This window comes from Pseudomonas sp. R37(2017) (assembly GCF_002113375.1).
Lineage (GTDB): Bacteria > Pseudomonadota > Gammaproteobacteria > Pseudomonadales > Pseudomonadaceae > Aquipseudomonas.
Genome location: NZ_NEHO01000002.1, coordinates 62,439 through 78,343 on the forward strand (window position 1 = coordinate 62,439; position 15,905 = coordinate 78,343).

Sequence of the window (15,905 nt, forward strand, 5' to 3'; positions counted from 1 at the left end):
AAGGTTGAAGCTGAACGCCAACATCCTGCCTCTTCCAGAACGGTTAACCCTGCATGTCCTTACCGCGTTTTATCCCGGCAATGTGCCTGTCACTGGTCGCCTTTCTCACGCTGACACCGGTCTTCGCTGACGACGCTACCCCGCCGCGCCCAGCGGAATGGGCTCAACCGGTCGAGAAGCAGTACAACCTCTTCCAGATGTCGCCGACGCTCTATCGCAGCGCCTTGCCGGACAAAGATGCCGTGCCACTGTTGGAGAAACTCAAGGTCGGCACGGTGATCAACTTCCTGCCTGAAGCGGACGCCAGCTGGCTGTCCACGCCAGGCATCACGCAAGTACAGCTGCCTTATCGTACCAACCATGTGGATGACGCCGATGTGCTCAAGGCCTTGCGCGCCATCAAGTCTGCCGAAGCCAAAGGCCCGGTGCTGATGCACTGCAAACACGGGTCTGACCGCACCGGTCTTATGGCGGCCATGTACCGGGTTGTCATCCAGGGCTGGAGCAAGGAAGAGGCCCTGAACGAAATGACCCAGGGCGGCTTTGGTGACAGTACCCATTTCAAGGATGGCATTCGTTACATGATGCAGGCTGACGTGGAAAAGCTGCGCACGGCCCTGGCCAATGGCGATTGCAGCACCAGCCCGTTCGCCGCGTGCTCGATGAAGAGCTGGTTCAAGTCCGCTCATATCGAATAAAAAAGCCCCCGTGGCATGGCGCTACGGGGGCTTTATTTCACTCAGGCTTTTTCTTCAGCTTCGGGTTCGGGAAAAACTGCACGGCCTGAACCTTGGTATCCGGGGCTTTGGGCACGGTCGTATTGACCCGCGTGCCGAGCTCCTTGGGCACCGACAGCCCTTGCTCATTGAGTGTGTCGGAGTAACCGCAGGCCACGCACTCGCGATGCGGCACGCTGTCTTCACTCCACATCATCAACTTGTCCGGCTCGCTGCATGCCGGGCAGACCGCCCCGGCGATAAAGCGTTTTTTCGTAATCACAGGCCCCTCGCTCATGCTGCCGCGTCCTCACTCAGGCCGCTGTGGCGCAAGAGTGCGTCAATCGATGGCTCCCGGCCACGGAAGTCGACGAACAGCACCATCGGCTCCTGAGAACCGCCACGTGCCAGAATCGCTTCGCGGAACGCACGTCCGGTATCAGCGTTGAGCACACCTTCCTCTTCGAACTTCGAAAACGCATCGGCCGAGAGCACTTCAGCCCATTTGTAGCTGTAGTAGCCCGCGGCATAACCGCCAGCGAAAATGTGCGCAAAGCTGTTGGGGAAGCGGTTGTAAGCCGGCGGACGCATCACCGAAACCTCGTCACGCACGCCTTCGAGTACTTGCAGTACGCCGCGGCCGTCGCCGTGAGTGGCGTGCAGTTCGAAGTCGAACAGCGAGAACTCCAGTTGGCGGACCATCATCAGGCCAGACTGGAAGTTTTTCGCCGCGAGCATTTTCCCGAGCAAGTCCTGAGGCAGCGGTTCGCCGGTTTCATAATGACCGGAAATCAACGCCAGGCCTTCCGGCTCCCAGCACCAGTTTTCCATGAACTGGCTTGGCAGTTCGACGGCATCCCAGGCCACGCCGTTGATGCCGGACACGCCGGCATGCTCGACACGGGTCAGCAGGTGATGCAGGCCGTGACCGAATTCGTGAAACAGGGTGGTGACTTCGTCATGGGTCAACAATGCCGGCTTGCCGCTGTCGGCCGGGGTGAAGTTGCACACCAGGTTTGCCACCGGGCTTTGCAATACACCGCCAGCGGTGCGACGACGGTCGCGGGCGCCATCCATCCAGGCACCGCCACGCTTGTTGGCGCGGGCATAAAGGTCGAAGAAGAAGCGGCCAACGTGCTGGCCGTTTTCCTTGATCTCGAACAGGCGCACATCCGGGTGCCAGGTGTCGAAGCCCTTCTGCTCGGCGATCTCGATGCCGTACAGACGCTGAACGATAGCGAACAGGCCGCTGAGCACCTTGTCGATCGGGAAGTAGGCGCGCAGGGTTTCCTGAGCCACGCTGTAACGCTGCTCACGGAGTTTTTCGCCGTAGAAGCCGCTGTCCCAGCTTTGCAGGTCCGGACAACCTTGCTCGGCAGCATAGGCCTTGAGCTGTTCCAGGTCCTGGGCGGCGAACGGCTTGCTGCGCTTGGCCAGGTCACGCAGGAAGTTCAGCACCTGGTCGCTGGATTCGGCCATTTTGGTCGCCAGGCTCAGTTCGGAGAAACTGCTGAAGCCCAACAGTTTGGCCAGCTCCTGACGCAGGTCGAGGATTTCTTCCATGACCGGGCCGTTGTCATTCTGACCGGCATTCGGTCCCTGGTCCGACGCACGGGTGCAGTAGGCCGCGTAGACTTCTTCTCGCAGTGCGCGGTCCTGGGCGTAGGTCATCACCGCGTAGTAGCTGGGGAACTCCAGGGTGATCAGCCAGCCGTCCAGGTCCTTGGCCTGTGCCGCAGCAGCCATTTGTGCCTTGGCCGAATCGGTCAGGCCGGCAAGGGCGGCTTCATCGGTGATGTGCTTGGTCCACGCCTGAGTGGCGTCGAGCAACTGGTTGGAGAACCGGCTGCCCAACTCGGACAGCTTGCTCTGCACTTCGGCGTAGCGCTTCTGCTCGGCTTCCGGCAGGTCGATACCCGACAAACGGAAGTCACGCAGGGAGTGTTCCAGGATAGTTTTCTGCGCCACATCGAAACCGGCCGCTTCCGGGCTGTTCGCCAGGGCTTCGAAGGCCTGGAACAGTTCGCGGTTCTGGCCAAGCTCGGTGGAGTAAGCGCTCAAGGCCGGCAGGCACGACTCGTAGGCTTCACGCAATTCGGCGCTGTTGCACACCGCGTTGAGGTGACTGACCGGGCTCCAGGCGGCACCCAGGCGATCGTTGAGCTCGTCCATCGCCAGGACCAGGCCGGCCCACGATGGCTGTTTGGCCTGGGTCTTGAGGATCTCTACGATGGCGGCACGGTTGTCAGCCAGGATCTGTTCGATGGCCGGCTGTACGTGTTCGGCGCGGATGGCGGAGAACGGCGGCAGGTCGTAGGACTGCAAAAGAGGGTTGTTCACGCTCACGGTTGATACCTTGGCTGGAGAAACATGCAGCCATCTTAATTACAATCGACATTCACCGCAGCTATCAGCGACAGAGAGAAACCCTATCGTGAACCTTCGCAAGTATCAGAACCACACGCCGCTGCTGGGCAAAGGCGCTTTTGTCGACGGCTCGGCGGTAGTGATCGGCGATGTTGAAATCGGCGAAGACAGCTCGGTCTGGCCGCTGACAGTGATCCGTGGCGACATGCACCGCATCCGCATCGGCGCGCGCACCAGCGTGCAGGATGGCTGTGTTTTGCACATCACCCACGCCGGGCCGTTCAACCCCGATGGCTTTCCACTGCTGATCGGCGACGACGTCACCATCGCCCACAAGGTCATGCTGCATGGCTGTTCGGTGGGCAGCCGGGTGTTGATCGGCATGGGCAGCATCGTCATGGACGGTGCGCTGGTCGACGATGATGTGATCATCGGTGCCGGTAGCCTAGTGCCGCCAGGCAAGCATCTGCAAAGCGGCTTCCTGTATGTGGGCAGCCCGGTGAAGCAGGTTCGTCCGCTGACTGACAAGGAACGTGCCTTTTTCACCTACAGCGCGGCGAACTACGTGAAGCTCAAGGACCTGCATCTGGCCGAAGGCTACGACCAGCTCTGACCCGGCCCCTCATATTCAGGATTCAACATGCATTACCAAACCGTTTTGTTCGACCTCGATGGCACGCTGACCGACCCGCGCGAGGGCATTACCCGTTCGATCCAGTTCGCCTTGGGCAAACTGGGTATCGATGAGCCGGACCTGGCCAAACTCGAACATTTCATCGGCCCGCCGCTGTTGCAGGCGTTCATGCAGTTCTACGACTTCGACGAAGCCAGGGCGTGGGAGGCGGTGAATTTCTATCGCGAGCGTTTCAAGGTCACCGGCCTCTACGAAAACCGGGTGTTCGAAGGTGTCACGCCGCTGTTGGAAACCCTGAGCGGACAAGGCCGGCAACTGTATATCGCGACCTCGAAACCCTGGGTGTTCGCCCGGGAGATCGCCCGGCATTTCGACTTTGCCAAACACTTCAAGGTGATTTATGGCAGTGAACTGGATGGCACCCGGACCAACAAGGTCGAGCTGATCGCTCACCTGATGGCCGAAGAAAACCTGGACCCGGCCAACACCCTGATGATTGGCGACCGCAAGCACGACCTGATCGGCGCGCGCAGCAACGGCCTGGACGCGGCAGCAGTGGGTTACGGGTTCGGCAGCCACGAAGAGTTGAGCGCCGAAGCGCCGGCGTATCACTTTGAAACGCTGGAAGAGATGCACCGGGCGTTTTTGCAGCGCTGACAGGATCGACACAAATCAACTGTGGGATCGCCGCACCGCCCCTCCCACAGGGGACTGCGTAATTCTTCAGGGCCTTGGCGGCGGAGCCAACCTTTGCCCTTGCTCGACCGCCCAGTTCACCACCTGCGCGGTCAATTGATCGTTGGCCTGACCGAACCCGGCCACCACCGCCGGAACCTGCACATCACTGATCGGCTGGCGCACTTCAAAGCGGCGGCTGGCGAGCAGGCGCTGGTCATAGCTGCGCACCAGCAATGCATCCAGACGCACGACCACGCTGGCATTCGTGCCCCGGTATTCCGTCTGGAATGCCTGCAGGCTACCGCCCAATTCAAGATCGGTCTGGAAAATGCTGTCATCGGTGCTCAGCAGCGGCACCCGCCCGTCATGCTGGAAACCGTCCAGCAGGCGATTGCGCACCAGCACCGGTGCCGGGTCGCTCCAGCGTGCCCCCTTGTAGTGGCTGATCACATCGCCCTGAGGAATAACGGCAATGTTCGGACTGTTCAATGCTTCGCTGGACTGGAATCTGGTCAGGCGCAACGACCAGCGCTGCGGCGTGCCTTGACTGGCCGAAGCGTTGCTCTGGGCCGACGGCAACCGATACATTTCGAAGGGCTCGGGCTTGGGCAGGATCGAGCACGAACTGATCAGTGTGAAGCCAGCGAGGAGGGCAATTTGAATCAGCTTCATGGCGTGAATTCCTTGGTCTTTTCACTGCCCAGCAGGTAACCGCTGGGGTTGGCCTCCAGACGCTCGGTAATGGCGCGCAACGAGCTCAGGGTTTCGCGCATCTCGTGCACGGCCGGGCCCAGGCCATTGAGGCCTTGCATGCCACTGTTGAGCGACTCCTGATTGGCAGTGATCAGTTTGTTGAGGGTGGCGCTGCTTTCCTGCAGCGACTTCATCGCCTGTTCGGCACTGCCCAGCGCGTCCTTGCCGTGCTCGTTGAGCAGCCCGTTGGCATTGCGCATCAGCGCCGTGGTCTGCTCCAGCATGGTGTTGGCCTGCTTGCCGACCGAGGCCAGTTGCTGCATGGCCTGGCGGATATCGCCGCGCTGCTCGGCAATGGTCCCGGTGGTTTGCTCCAGGTGCTCCAGGGTGTTGCTGATGCGCTCGATGTTTTCCGTGGAGAACATCAGGTTGGCGTTGTGCATCAAGGTATTCACCCCGGCCATCAGGTCTTCGCTGTCATCGAGCAGACGGGCGATGGGCGAGGGCGAGGCGACGATGGTCGGCAGGTTACCGTCCTTGCCCTTGAGCGTCGGGCTCTGTGGCGTGCCGCCGCTAAGCTGAATGATCGAGGTCCCGGTGACGCCGGTCAGGGCCAGTTTGGCCTGGGTGTCTTCCTTGACCGGGGTATCACCGGCCAGGCGAATGCGCGCCAGCACCCGACGCGGGTCCTTGGGGTCCAGGCGCAGCGAGATCACGTCGCCGACCTTGATCCCGCTGTATTGCACCGAACTGCCCTTGGACAAACCACTGACCGCCTCGTTGAACACAACCTCGTAATCCTTGAATTCGGTATCGACGCTGGACTTGGCCAGCCACAGGCCGAACAGCAGCGCGGCCGTCACCACCATCACGGTGAACAGGCCGATCAGTACATGATGGGCTCGGGTTTCCATGTCAGACCTCGTTGAGCTGTTGAGCGGCTGTCAATGCCGCGCGGCCGCGAGGGCCATGGAAGTATTCGTGAATCCACGGATCGTTGGTTTCCGAGACCTTGTCGATGGCGTCCGCCACCAGCACTTTTTTCTGCGCCAGCACCGCCACCCGGTCGGTGATGGTGTAAAGCGTGTCGAGGTCATGGGTCACCAGAAAAACGCTCAGGCCCAGGGCATCGCGCAGCGTCAGGATCAACTGGTCGAACGCGGCGGCGCCGATCGGATCGAGCCCGGCGGTGGGCTCGTCGAGGAACAGGATGTCCGGATCCAGTGCCAGCGCCCGGGCCAATGCGGCACGCTTGATCATGCCCCCCGACAGCGACGCTGGATACTTATCCGCCGCTGACAACGGCAACCCGGCCAAGGCCATTTTCACCGCCGCCAGGTGCTCGGCATCGTTGCGGCTCAAGCCGGCGTGTTCGATCAGCGGCAGGGCAACGTTCTCCGTCACCGTCAGCGAGGAAAACAGCGCCCCCTTCTGGAACAGCACACCGAATCGTCGCTCCACCAGCGAACGCTCGTGCTCGGACAGGCTTGGCAGGTTCTTGCCGAAGACTTTCACCACCCCTTCACTGGGCTGGCGCAGCCCGACAATGCTGCGCAGCAACACCGATTTGCCACTGCCGGAACCGCCGACCACGGCGAGGATTTCGCCCTTGTACAAATCCAGGTCGAGGTTCTCGTGCACGCTCTGGCGGCCAAAGCGGTTGCACAGCCCACGGACTTCAATCACCGCCTCGGAGGGCGCTCGGGGTAATCGACTCACCAGCCCATCTCCATGAAAAACATCGCGGCTATCGCATCCATCACGATCACCACGAAAATCGACTGCACCACGCTCGACGTGGTATGGGCACCGACGGACTCGGCGCTGCCACTGACCTTGAAACCTTCAAGACAACCGATGGCGGCGATGAGGAAGGCGAAGACCGGTGCTTTGACGATGCCCACCAGAAAGTGCTGAACGCCGATGTCTGTTTGCAATAGCGACAGGAACATCGCTGGCGAGATATCCAGCGCCACCGCGCAAACCACGCCACCGCCGATAATCCCCGACAGCATTGCCAGAAAGGTCAGCATCGGCAGGGCAATCAGCAACGCCAGGACTCGCGGCACCACCAGCAATTCCACGGGGTCGAGGCCCAGGGTGCGGATGGCGTCGATTTCTTCGTTGGCCTTCATCGAACCGATCTGCGCCGTGAACGCGCTGGCGGTGCGCCCGGCCATCAGGATCGCCGTCAGCAAGACGCCGAACTCGCGCAGAAAGGCAAATCCCACCAGGTCAACGGTAAAGACCGTGGCACCGAAAGTGGCCAGTACCGTCGACCCGAGAAACGCCACTACGGCGCCCACCAGAAAAGTCAGCAACGCAACGATGGGGGCGGCATCGAGACCGGTCTGTTCAATATGCGCGATCATCGAGGTGACACGCCAACGCTTGGGACAGAACAGGCCGCGGGCAATGGTTTCGATGATCAGACCAACGAAACCCAGCAGTTGCAGGGTGTCCTGCCAGACGGTGTCCACCGCGCGGCCAATGCGGGTCAGCAACTGAATGGAAACGCTGACTTCCGGCTCCTTGATCGATACGCAGAAATCGGTCAACGAGCAATAGACGGTTTGCAGCAACGCGCGGTCTGCAGCGGAAAGCGTGCAGTCAGGATGTTCAGCGGAGCGGCCGAGGCGCTCGGAGCCGAGCAGTTCCACCAATAGCGAGGCGCCAGCAGTGTCGAGAGCGCCGAGACCATTGAGGTCGATGGGGGTGTTGGCGTCGTACTGGCCGTGGAGTTTTTCGCTCAACAGCTTGAGCTCGGCGTAATGGACAAGCGTCCAGTCGCCCGTTACCCGCAATCGCGCAGGGGTAATCGACGTGTCCAATCGGGCGGTGCCGGCCATCGTGCTGCTGATCATAAGCTCCGTGCTTGTTCAGTGATTACGCAGCTCTACGTAATAGCACGAACCGCACTACTTTTCTTTGATCGCTGTGCTGTCCGTGACCTTGAAACGCAGCACGCCGATGACCTGGCCATCTTCGGTCAGTACCCGCACCTGCCATTTGCCGGCCGGGTTGCCCGGGAAGTTCTGCTTGTGGGTCCAGGCCCGATAACCTTCCTTGCGCCCGCCGTGGATATCCAGCGCAATACGGTCGACCTCTTTTCCGTTGAACTGCCAGACGTGATAAATCCGCTCATCCAGACCACGCGGGGCATTGATCGCGGTGTATGCGTAGAGCCCGCCATTGCGAATCTGTTCGGTGCTGACTGCATCGAGGCTGGCGCCGGGCGTGCGGTCTTGTATTTGCGTGCTGATGGCCACGTCGGTCATCCACAACGTTGCCGGTGGCACCCACGAACGCAGCTCCCAACCAACGAAACCGATACCCAAGGTGATGCTCAAGATCGCCAACGCACTGCGTACCGTACGAATCGGGAAGATCGACGCCAGGCTTGGGAACGACAGCAGCACCGAGATACCCAGCGCCCATTTGAAGCTTTGCGACGTCGTCAGGTGCATGATCACCGGCAACGCGGTGAGCAGCGCGGCGAACAGGGTCAAGGTGTGCAGGGCCAGGAATGCCCAGCGTCGTGGTGCCAGCCACTTGTAGTACAGCGGGTCGATGATCGAAATCAGCGCCGCGACGCCCAGCAGCCCGGTGAAAAACAACTGCCCGCTGTTCCACGTCGTGGTGATGAAGAAGAACGGCAGGACAAAGAACAGGCTTTCCTGATGGATCATCTGCGTTGCGTAACGCAGTAACGGCTCCGGGATTTCGCGCTTGAAAATGCGCGCGAACAGCTTGGTCAGGCTGTTTTCCAGCATCAGCCAGATCCAACTGATCAGCATGATGGTGGTGATCCAGCTCGCCAGGCCTTGCTGACGATCGACCAGAATGAAACTGCCTACCCCGGAGATGAAACCGGCGAGCGCAATGACCCCGGGATAGCGCTTCATCAACTCGAGGATGCGCTGTACGAAAAGGGTCAGGTTTTGCATTCGGCGGGTTCACAGTAGTCGTAGGAAAAAACCTCGACAGGGTACCCGCGAGGGCGCCGCGTGGCGAGGGTTTGCGGTCAGTTACGCGGTGCAACCTGTGGGAGCGAGCCTGCTCGCGAAGCGGTGTAGCGGTCGACATCAATGTTGGAAGGGCCAGCCGCTCCCACAAGGAATGTTTACCCTGCGCGATGAAAACGCCATGCCCCCAGACTTAACACCAGCAACCCCGCCACTGCGACCACCAGCCACATCAACTGGTCATAACTGAGCAAGGGCTTCTCGATCCGCAAATACCCCGGCTGCAACAGCAGTTCACGCATGGCCTTGTTCGCCTCTTGCAGCGTCACCCCTTGCAGCTCCCGGGCCGGGTTGGTGAACCGGCCGTCCTCGTAGTCGCCGATGGCGCTCCAGTAATAGTCGGCCAACGCACTGTTGCCTTGTACGGCCCAGGCCTGGCGGGCAATCGCGGCCTGTTTGAGGCGGTTGAAGGTATCGGCATTGAGGCCGTCCCTGAGCAAATCGGCTTTCAAGTCTTCAAGCACTTGTTCGGCCTCAGACACGTCGTCGCGCTCAAGGTCGGCATTGAGGCTCATGAAACCCACGCCGCCGAACACCTCGCGTTCCGCCCACGGGCCGTAGGACAAACCGTGAGCCAGACGCATCTGGCGATAGATTGCCCAATCCAGATAATCCTTGAGTAAATCGAAGGTTTGGTCGTGCCCGTCTTCCAGCACCGGCTCCGGCACCAGCCAGTGCAGTTTGGCGCCGTTGCCGACCAGACCGTGGGTCAGGGTGCGCTCGTGGGCGGCGCTGGTCTGAATTTGCGGCAGGGGCGGATGCTCGCCCGGGTTGATCGCCTCCAGCGCGCCATACGCACGCTCCAGATAGGCCGGCAGCAACTTGTCGAGGTCGCCGACCACGATCAGGGTCATGTTGTTCGGCGCATACCAGTCCTTGCGTACCTGCTCCAGTTGCTCATGGGTCAGGTCATCGACTTGCGCACGCTCCGGGCATTTGAGGCCCAGTTCCACGGCCAGTTGGTTGCTGGCCGTGTGGCCCAGGTCCTGCCGATCGAGCCAGCGTTGCAGATGCGAGTAGTGACCGCCGTCTTCCCGCTCGACCACTTGCTTGGCCGCGTTGATGGCGTTGTCGTCGAAACGGGTCTGGGTCAGCAGCGCCAGCAGCAGGTCGAGCACCTTGCGCTGGTTTTTCGCCGGGGCTTCGATGACGAAAGTCGTATCGGCGTTGCTGGTGAAGGCATTCCACTCGCCGCCCAGGGCCTGCATGCGCTCTTCCAGGCCACCTTCGCCGCTGGCGTCGATGCCACTGAACAGCAGGTGCTCCAGCAGATGCGGCAATTCCTTTTCTTCGCAGCCGAAATCGTCCAGGCCAACGCCGACCACCAGCCGGATCGCCACATGCCCGCGGTCAGTGCCGGGTTTGAGCAGCAACTGCAAACCGTTGCGCAGCGTGTAGCCCTCGACCTGAAAGCGATCCAGGGCAAATGACGGGAAGGAACCAAGCAACAGGCAGGCGAACAGCAGACAACGCATAACGGGTTTCCATACGACTAGCGTAAGTTCAACAGACTTCAGGCAACTGTGGTCGTTCAGGGTGAATGAGTAATGTCAGTCAAATCATCGACCACCAGCGCGCCGGTGTCGGATGTTTCCAGCACCACATAGGCACTGCTGCAAAACAGCGAATTCAGACGCTTCATGTCGGCGATCAGCTCCAGGTGCAACGAACTGGTTTCGATACTTTGCACGATTTTACGTTGCAAACGGCTGACATGAGCATGAGCCAGGCGCCGTTCCTGTGCACGGAAACGACGTTTCTCACGCACCAACTGGCGAGCGCTTTCCTGATCGGCGCTGAGAAACACCGACATTCCGAGCCGCAGGTTGGAAATCAACTGAGCATGCAGACCGGTCAATTCGTCCAGCCCGACGTCGGAAAACGACCGGTGCTGCGAGGTTTTCTGCTGCTGGATCTTGCGCAACATGCGTTCGATCAAGTCGCTGGCGAGTTTCAGGTTGATCGCCAGCTCAATGATCTCCGCCCAGCGCCGGCTGTCCTGATCGCTGAGATCCTCCCGGGGCATTTGTGCCAGATACAACTTGATCGCGCTGTAGAGCGCTTCGACATCGTCGGACAGGCGGCGCACTTCCTGGGTGACAGCGGTTTGCTTGCCGCGCAACACGTCGAGCATGGCCTCGAGCATGCTGTCGATCAAATCGCCTATGCGCAGGGTTTCCCGGGCCGCGTTGGCCAACGCCAAACCTGGCGTGTCCAATGCCGTGGGATCAAGATGCCGGGGCTTGGCCGTGCCGTTGGCCAGCGTGCGCTCCGGCAGCACCCAGGCACAAAACCTGGCCATCGGTTCGATGCTGGGCAGCAGGATCAGGCAGCGCACGGTGTTGTAGAGCAGGTGAAAGCCGATGACCATTTCCTGAGCGCTGAAATCGAGGCCATCGAGCCAGTGCGCAAGTGGATCGAGCACTGGAATGATCAATAAAAGACCAATCAGTTTGTACAGCAGGCTGCCCAACGCCACTTGGCGCCCGGCGGCGTTCTGCATGCTGGTGCTGAGGAAGGCGAGTACGCCGCTACCGATATTGGCGCCGATCACCAGCCCGATGGCCACTGGCAGACTGATCACGTTGGCGCCTGCCAGGGTTGCGGTCAGCAGCACAGCGGCCAGGCTGGAATAGGAAATCATCGCGAACAGTGCCCCGATCAGGGCATCGAGCAGGATGTCGCCGGTGAGCGAGGCGAAAATCACCTTCACCCCTTTGGCATGGGTAATCGGATGCGCCGCTTCGACAATCAGTTGCAGCGCCAGGATGATCAACCCCAAGCCAATGGCGACACGGCCCAGTTGACCAAGCCGAGTCTGCTTGCGCGACAGAAAGAAGATCACCCCGACAAAGATCAGCAACGGCGACAACCATGACAGATCAAGCGTCAGCACCCGCGCCATCAATGCCGTACCGACGTCCGCGCCAAGCATGGTGGCCAGTGCCGGGGTCAGCGCCATCAAGCCCTGGCCGACAAAGGAGGTGACGAGCATGGCGGTGGCGTTACTGCTCTGGACCATCGCCGTCACGGCGATCCCGGAGACGAACGCCAGCCAGCGTTTGGACATGTTATGGCCAATGACATGGCGCAGGTTGGTGCCGTAGACCCGCAGGATGCCGGTTCGGACGATGTGCGTGCCCCAGATCAGCAGGGCCACGGCGGAAAGCAAATTGAGCAGGGTGAGCATATCGACCCCCTGTGGTGTAGCGCCCCAAAGGAGCAAATTGACGGTGCCGCGCGACGTTCTACGTTCTGTACTTAAGCTGTAGTTGGCTAACGGTCTGCGCGCCAGCATCGCATAGCCAAAGAAGGGATTGAAACAAAACTGTCATGAAACATTGGCCTTCCAGCCACACAAAAACAATGTGGGAGCGAGCCTGCTCGCGATGAGGCCATCAAGTTCAACATGGGTGTTGACTGACAGACCGCCTTCGCGAGCAGGCTCGCTCCCACAGGTTTTGCGTATTCAGCGCTTTCGGGTTACTGGCCCGGAATGTCCTTGCGCAGCTTTACCGGCTCCTGCTGTTTCTTCTTTTTCGCAATGGTAGTGCGCATCCTGATGTTGATCGCTTCCACTGCCAGCGAGAACGCCATGGCGAAGTAGACGTAGCCTTTTGGCACATGCACGTCCAGGGATTCGGCAATCAGCACGGTACCGACAATCAACAGGAACGACAGCGCCAGCATCTTCAGCGATGGGTGCTTGTCGATGAACTCACTGATGGTGCCAGATGCCCACATCATCACCAGTACCGCCACGATGATTGCCGCGACCATGACCGGAACGTGGGAAACCATGCCGACCGCGGTGATCACCGAGTCCAGGGAGAACACGATGTCGATGATCGCGATCTGGACGATGGTGTAGAGGAAGTTGCCGCCCTTGCCCGAAGGCTCTTCGCTGGTTTCGTCTTCACCTTCCAGCGCGTGGTACATCTCTTGCGAGCTCTTCCACAGCAGGAACAGGCCACCGAAGAACAGGATCAGGTCTCGCCCGGAAATACCCTGACCGAACACCACGAACAAGTCCGCCGTGAGGCGCATGACCCAGGTGATCGACAGCAACAACAGGATTCGCGTGATCATGGCCAGCGCCAGACCGAAGATCCGGGTGCGCGCCTGCATGTGTTTGGGCATACGGCTGACCAGGATCGAAATCATGATGATGTTATCGATACCCAGGACGATCTCCAGGGCGGTCAGGGTAAAGAAGGCAACCCAGATTTCAGGGTTGGTCAGCCATTCCATGTGTATTCCTTTGAACGATTGTTAAACCACAAAGGGCCCGGGCTTCAAACAGCGAAGCCTGGACCCGAAATGGTGAGTCTTGGGCTTATAGAGTGCTGAACATCGGGAAAGTCCCCAACATCAGTGCAGCAATCAGTATGCAGATACAAACCAGCACGGCCCATTTGAGGGTGAAGCGCTGGTGGTCACCGAAATCGATGCCGGCCAGGGCCACCAACAAGTAGGTCGATGGAACCAGCGGGCTCAACAGGTGGACGGGCTGACCGACGATCGAGGCACGTGCCATTTCCACTGCGGTTATACCGTAATGGCTCGCGGCTTCGGCAAGCACCGGTAACACGCCGTAATAAAATGCATCGTTCGACATGAAGAAAGTGAACGGCATGCTTACCAGCGCCGTGATCACCGCCAGGTACGGGCCGAGGAAATCCGGAATCACCGCCAACAGGCTTTTCGACATGGCATCGACCATCCCGGTGCCGGTCAGGATACCGGTGAAGATACCGGCCGCAAAGATCAACCCGACTACCGCCAGCACGCTACCGGCGTGAGCCGCAACGCGATCCTTTTGCTGTTGCAGGCAAGGATAGTTGACGATCATGGCGATACTGAACGCCACCATGAACAGCACCGGCAACGGCAGCAGGCCGGCGATCAGGGTGCCCATCAGGGCCAGGGTCAGGGCGCCGTTGAACCAGATCATGTTCGGACGACGGGCATCCGGGAATTGCGAAACGGTGATTTCGCTGTGGTCGATCTCATCGCCCACCAGGTGCAATTCACCCAGGCGCGCACGTTCACGTTTGCCGTAGAAGTAAGCAATGGCAAGGATCGCTACCACACCGGCCAGCATCGCCGGGATCATCGGTACGAAAATCGCCGACGGGTCCACGTGCAGCGCACTGGCGGCACGGGCGGTCGGGCCGCCCCATGGGGTCATGTTCATCACGCCACCGGCGAGGATGATCAGGCCGGCCATGATTCGCGGGCTCATGCCAATGCGGCTGTAGAGCGGCAGCATGGCAGCCACGCAGATCATGTAAGTGGTCGCACCGTCACCGTCCATGGACACGATCAGCGCCAGCACGGCGGTACCGACCGACACTTTCAACGGGTCGCCCTTGACCAGTTTGAGGATCTTGCGCACGGCCGGGTCGAACAGGCCGGAGTCGATCATCAGGGCGAAGTAGAGAATGGCGAACATCAACATCACGCCGGTAGGCGCAAGCTTGGTGATGCCTTCGAGCATCATCGGGCCGATTTTGGGGCCGAAGCCGCCAAACAGGGCGAAGATGATTGGAATGAGGATCAGGGCGATCAGCGCGGACAGGCGCTTGGTCATGATCAGGAACATGAACGTGATGACCATGGCGAAGCCAAGGAAAGTCAGCATGGGAATACTCCAGGCGTAGCGCGGCTAGGGAATGGGCGGACCGGGCAGGATCAGCGCAGAACGGGAAGCACGAGATGTACGGACGGAGTTACAGCGAACTGGCGGGTAGAGGAGGACATCAGAATCACCATTGTTGTTGTTAAATGGGCTGTGCGAGCGATAAAACGCTGGCATTGGCCAACCGGTCTGTTGCCGGTAGTGGGGGCGATCCTAATCGGGGAAGCTTTCAGCCAGCTTTCGGGAATGAAAGCGTTGACCGCAAGTGCTACCGGTCGTCGGACGGGGGCATGGAGGTGAACCGAGTCACGGTCTTCGCGAGCCTGCTCGCGAAGGCGTCAGTCAATCCGCGCCAGGAGGAAACAGCATGGTCGAAGTTCACACCGGCGGCTGCCACTGCGGGCAGCTGCGCTATCAATTCAGCGGGCCGCTGCAGGATATCGCCCATTGTCACTGTTCGATTTGCCGACGGGTCAGCGGCGGCATCGTGACGACCTGGATCACCGTGCCGGCCTCCGCCTTCAAATGGCTGGCCGGGACGCCAGCGCGGTACGACTCCTCCGCCACCTGCGCGCGTTATTTCTGCGGCCGCTGCGGAGCGCAACTGGCCGTGGTCACGCAACTGAGCCCGGACAGCATCGACCTGACCATTGCCACCCTCGACCATCCCGAGCAAGCACCGGCCGAGCGCCATATCTGGACCGACAGCCGCTTGCCTTGGCTGCATCTGGACGAGCACTTGCCCGGCGAGGCTGGAGAAACACTCTGATCAAAAAACAGACAGGTCCAGCGGCCGAATCGCGCCCATCCAGATCGCGTGCTCGGTGTGATCGCGCAGATCGTCGCCGGTGTCCGGGTGCAGGAACACCACCAGCCCCTTGCGATTGAGCGCCAGCCACGGCAGCACGTCACCCAGCACCTGCGGCTCGAAGGCCAGCTGGCAGCTCCAGTCCGGGTGCGGACCGACCGGGCGCTCGTGCACGCGCCCCATTTTCACTGGAAACAGCTGCGCTGCCTGCTCACACAAGGCCCGCGCCTGCCCGATGGTGCTGGCGTCGAAATAGACATGGGCGTGGTAGCCCGTTATGGGTTGCATTTGAAATCCTCTATATCCGGTCGAACAGATCCCCTGGCACAGGTTTCGATCTTTT

At 60.3% G+C, this 15,905-nt stretch carries 16 protein-coding genes; 4 read left to right on the top strand and 12 right to left on the bottom strand.

All coding sequences use genetic code 11. The features are described from left to right. Nucleotides 1-53: 53 nt before the first annotated feature. Nucleotides 54-698 carry a dual specificity protein phosphatase family protein gene (locus CAG47_RS03405; RefSeq protein ID WP_085723506.1) on the top strand — a complete coding sequence of 215 codons (645 nt, stop codon included), beginning with the start codon at nt 54-56 and terminating at the stop codon, nt 696-698. 37 nt (nt 699-735) lie between these two features. Here CAG47_RS03405 and CAG47_RS03410 read toward each other — a convergent pair whose 3' ends face one another. Both CAG47_RS03410 and prlC read right to left on the bottom strand, forming a co-directional pair. Beyond that, complete coding sequence (locus CAG47_RS03410; protein WP_085723507.1) at nt 736-1,014, bottom strand: YheV family putative zinc ribbon protein; 279 nt, start codon at nt 1,012-1,014, stop codon at nt 736-738. Next, nucleotides 1,011-3,062: an oligopeptidase A gene (gene prlC, locus CAG47_RS03415; protein ID WP_085723508.1), complete on the bottom strand. Its 2,052-nt coding sequence runs from the start codon at nt 3,060-3,062 to the stop codon at nt 1,011-1,013. Before prlC ends, CAG47_RS03410 begins: the two co-directional genes overlap by 4 nt. Nucleotides 3,063-3,150: 88 nt before the next feature. Between prlC and CAG47_RS03420 the strand changes: the two genes are divergently transcribed. Together CAG47_RS03420 and CAG47_RS03425 are read left to right on the top strand one after the other, a co-directional pair. Then, complete coding sequence (locus CAG47_RS03420; protein WP_085723509.1) at nt 3,151-3,696, top strand: gamma carbonic anhydrase family protein; 546 nt, start codon at nt 3,151-3,153, stop codon at nt 3,694-3,696. Nucleotides 3,697-3,723: 27 nt separating this feature from the next. After that, a complete protein-coding gene (locus CAG47_RS03425; protein WP_085723510.1) occupies nt 3,724-4,374 on the top strand; it encodes an HAD family hydrolase in 651 nt (216 codons plus the stop codon). 66 nt (nt 4,375-4,440) lie between these two features. On the opposite strand, the gene CAG47_RS03430 is transcribed toward CAG47_RS03425, so the two are convergent. From CAG47_RS03430 to CAG47_RS03470, 9 genes are all read right to left on the bottom strand, one after another. Beyond that, nucleotides 4,441-5,067: an ABC-type transport auxiliary lipoprotein family protein gene (locus CAG47_RS03430; protein ID WP_085723511.1), complete on the bottom strand. Its 627-nt coding sequence runs from the start codon at nt 5,065-5,067 to the stop codon at nt 4,441-4,443. After that, nucleotides 5,064-6,002 (bottom strand): MlaD family protein, encoded by a 939-nt coding sequence (locus tag CAG47_RS03435; RefSeq protein WP_085723512.1) that lies wholly within the window; start codon nt 6,000-6,002, stop codon nt 5,064-5,066. The genes CAG47_RS03430 and CAG47_RS03435 overlap by 4 nt, the downstream gene beginning before the upstream one ends. Nucleotide 6,003: 1 nt before the next feature. Next, a complete protein-coding gene (locus CAG47_RS03440; RefSeq protein ID WP_085723513.1) occupies nt 6,004-6,807 on the bottom strand; it encodes an ABC transporter ATP-binding protein in 804 nt (267 codons plus the stop codon). After that, nucleotides 6,804-7,952 (bottom strand): ABC transporter permease, encoded by a 1,149-nt coding sequence (locus tag CAG47_RS03445; RefSeq protein WP_085723514.1) that lies wholly within the window; start codon nt 7,950-7,952, stop codon nt 6,804-6,806. Before CAG47_RS03445 ends, CAG47_RS03440 begins: the two co-directional genes overlap by 4 nt. A gap of 54 nt (nt 7,953-8,006) precedes the next feature. After that, complete coding sequence (locus CAG47_RS03450) at nt 8,007-9,035, bottom strand: DUF5924 family protein (protein ID WP_085723515.1); 1,029 nt, start codon at nt 9,033-9,035, stop codon at nt 8,007-8,009. Between the two features lie 176 nt (nt 9,036-9,211). Next, on the bottom strand, nt 9,212-10,588 hold the full coding sequence (locus CAG47_RS03455) for a pitrilysin family protein (RefSeq protein ID WP_085723516.1): 1,377 nt from the start codon (nt 10,586-10,588) through the stop codon (nt 9,212-9,214). Between the two features lie 56 nt (nt 10,589-10,644). Further along, nucleotides 10,645-12,303 (bottom strand): Na/Pi cotransporter family protein, encoded by a 1,659-nt coding sequence (locus CAG47_RS03460; protein ID WP_085723517.1) that lies wholly within the window; start codon nt 12,301-12,303, stop codon nt 10,645-10,647. Between the two features lie 293 nt (nt 12,304-12,596). Continuing rightward, complete coding sequence (locus tag CAG47_RS03465; protein WP_085723518.1) at nt 12,597-13,364, bottom strand: TerC family protein; 768 nt, start codon at nt 13,362-13,364, stop codon at nt 12,597-12,599. A gap of 85 nt (nt 13,365-13,449) precedes the next feature. Further along, on the bottom strand, nt 13,450-14,757 hold the full coding sequence (locus CAG47_RS03470; RefSeq protein ID WP_085723519.1) for a CitMHS family transporter: 1,308 nt from the start codon (nt 14,755-14,757) through the stop codon (nt 13,450-13,452). A gap of 364 nt (nt 14,758-15,121) precedes the next feature. Between CAG47_RS03470 and CAG47_RS03475 the strand changes: the two genes are divergently transcribed. After that, nucleotides 15,122-15,523, top strand: a complete 402-nt coding sequence (locus CAG47_RS03475) for a GFA family protein (RefSeq protein WP_085723520.1) — start codon at nt 15,122-15,124, stop codon at nt 15,521-15,523. Here the strand turns inward: CAG47_RS03475 and CAG47_RS03480 are convergent, their stop codons facing one another. Continuing rightward, nucleotides 15,524-15,850, bottom strand: a complete 327-nt coding sequence (locus tag CAG47_RS03480) for a DOPA 4,5-dioxygenase family protein (RefSeq protein ID WP_085723521.1) — start codon at nt 15,848-15,850, stop codon at nt 15,524-15,526. Nucleotides 15,851-15,905 lie beyond the last annotated feature (55 nt).

Bases quoted from the DNA above. Each gene is read 5' to 3' on its own strand.
- CAG47_RS03405 (WP_085723506.1), top strand. From the start codon at position 54: ATGTCCTTACCGCGTTTTATCCCGGCAATGTGCCTGTCACTGGTCGCC.
- CAG47_RS03410 (WP_085723507.1), bottom strand. From the start codon at position 1,014: ATGAGCGAGGGGCCTGTGATTACGAAAAAACGCTTTATCGCCGGGGCG.
- CAG47_RS03425 (WP_085723510.1), top strand. From the start codon at position 3,724: ATGCATTACCAAACCGTTTTGTTCGACCTCGATGGCACGCTGACCGAC.
- CAG47_RS03430 (WP_085723511.1), bottom strand. From the start codon at position 5,067: ATGAAGCTGATTCAAATTGCCCTCCTCGCTGGCTTCACACTGATCAGT.
- CAG47_RS03435 (WP_085723512.1), bottom strand. From the start codon at position 6,002: ATGGAAACCCGAGCCCATCATGTACTGATCGGCCTGTTCACCGTGATG.
- CAG47_RS03445 (WP_085723514.1), bottom strand. From the start codon at position 7,952: ATGATCAGCAGCACGATGGCCGGCACCGCCCGATTGGACACGTCGATT.
- CAG47_RS03450 (WP_085723515.1), bottom strand. From the start codon at position 9,035: ATGCAAAACCTGACCCTTTTCGTACAGCGCATCCTCGAGTTGATGAAG.
- CAG47_RS03455 (WP_085723516.1), bottom strand. From the start codon at position 10,588: ATGCGTTGTCTGCTGTTCGCCTGCCTGTTGCTTGGTTCCTTCCCGTCA.
- CAG47_RS03460 (WP_085723517.1), bottom strand. From the start codon at position 12,303: ATGCTCACCCTGCTCAATTTGCTTTCCGCCGTGGCCCTGCTGATCTGG.
- CAG47_RS03465 (WP_085723518.1), bottom strand. From the start codon at position 13,364: ATGGAATGGCTGACCAACCCTGAAATCTGGGTTGCCTTCTTTACCCTG.
- CAG47_RS03470 (WP_085723519.1), bottom strand. From the start codon at position 14,757: ATGCTGACTTTCCTTGGCTTCGCCATGGTCATCACGTTCATGTTCCTG.
- CAG47_RS03475 (WP_085723520.1), top strand. From the start codon at position 15,122: ATGGTCGAAGTTCACACCGGCGGCTGCCACTGCGGGCAGCTGCGCTAT.
- CAG47_RS03480 (WP_085723521.1), bottom strand. From the start codon at position 15,850: ATGCAACCCATAACGGGCTACCACGCCCATGTCTATTTCGACGCCAGC.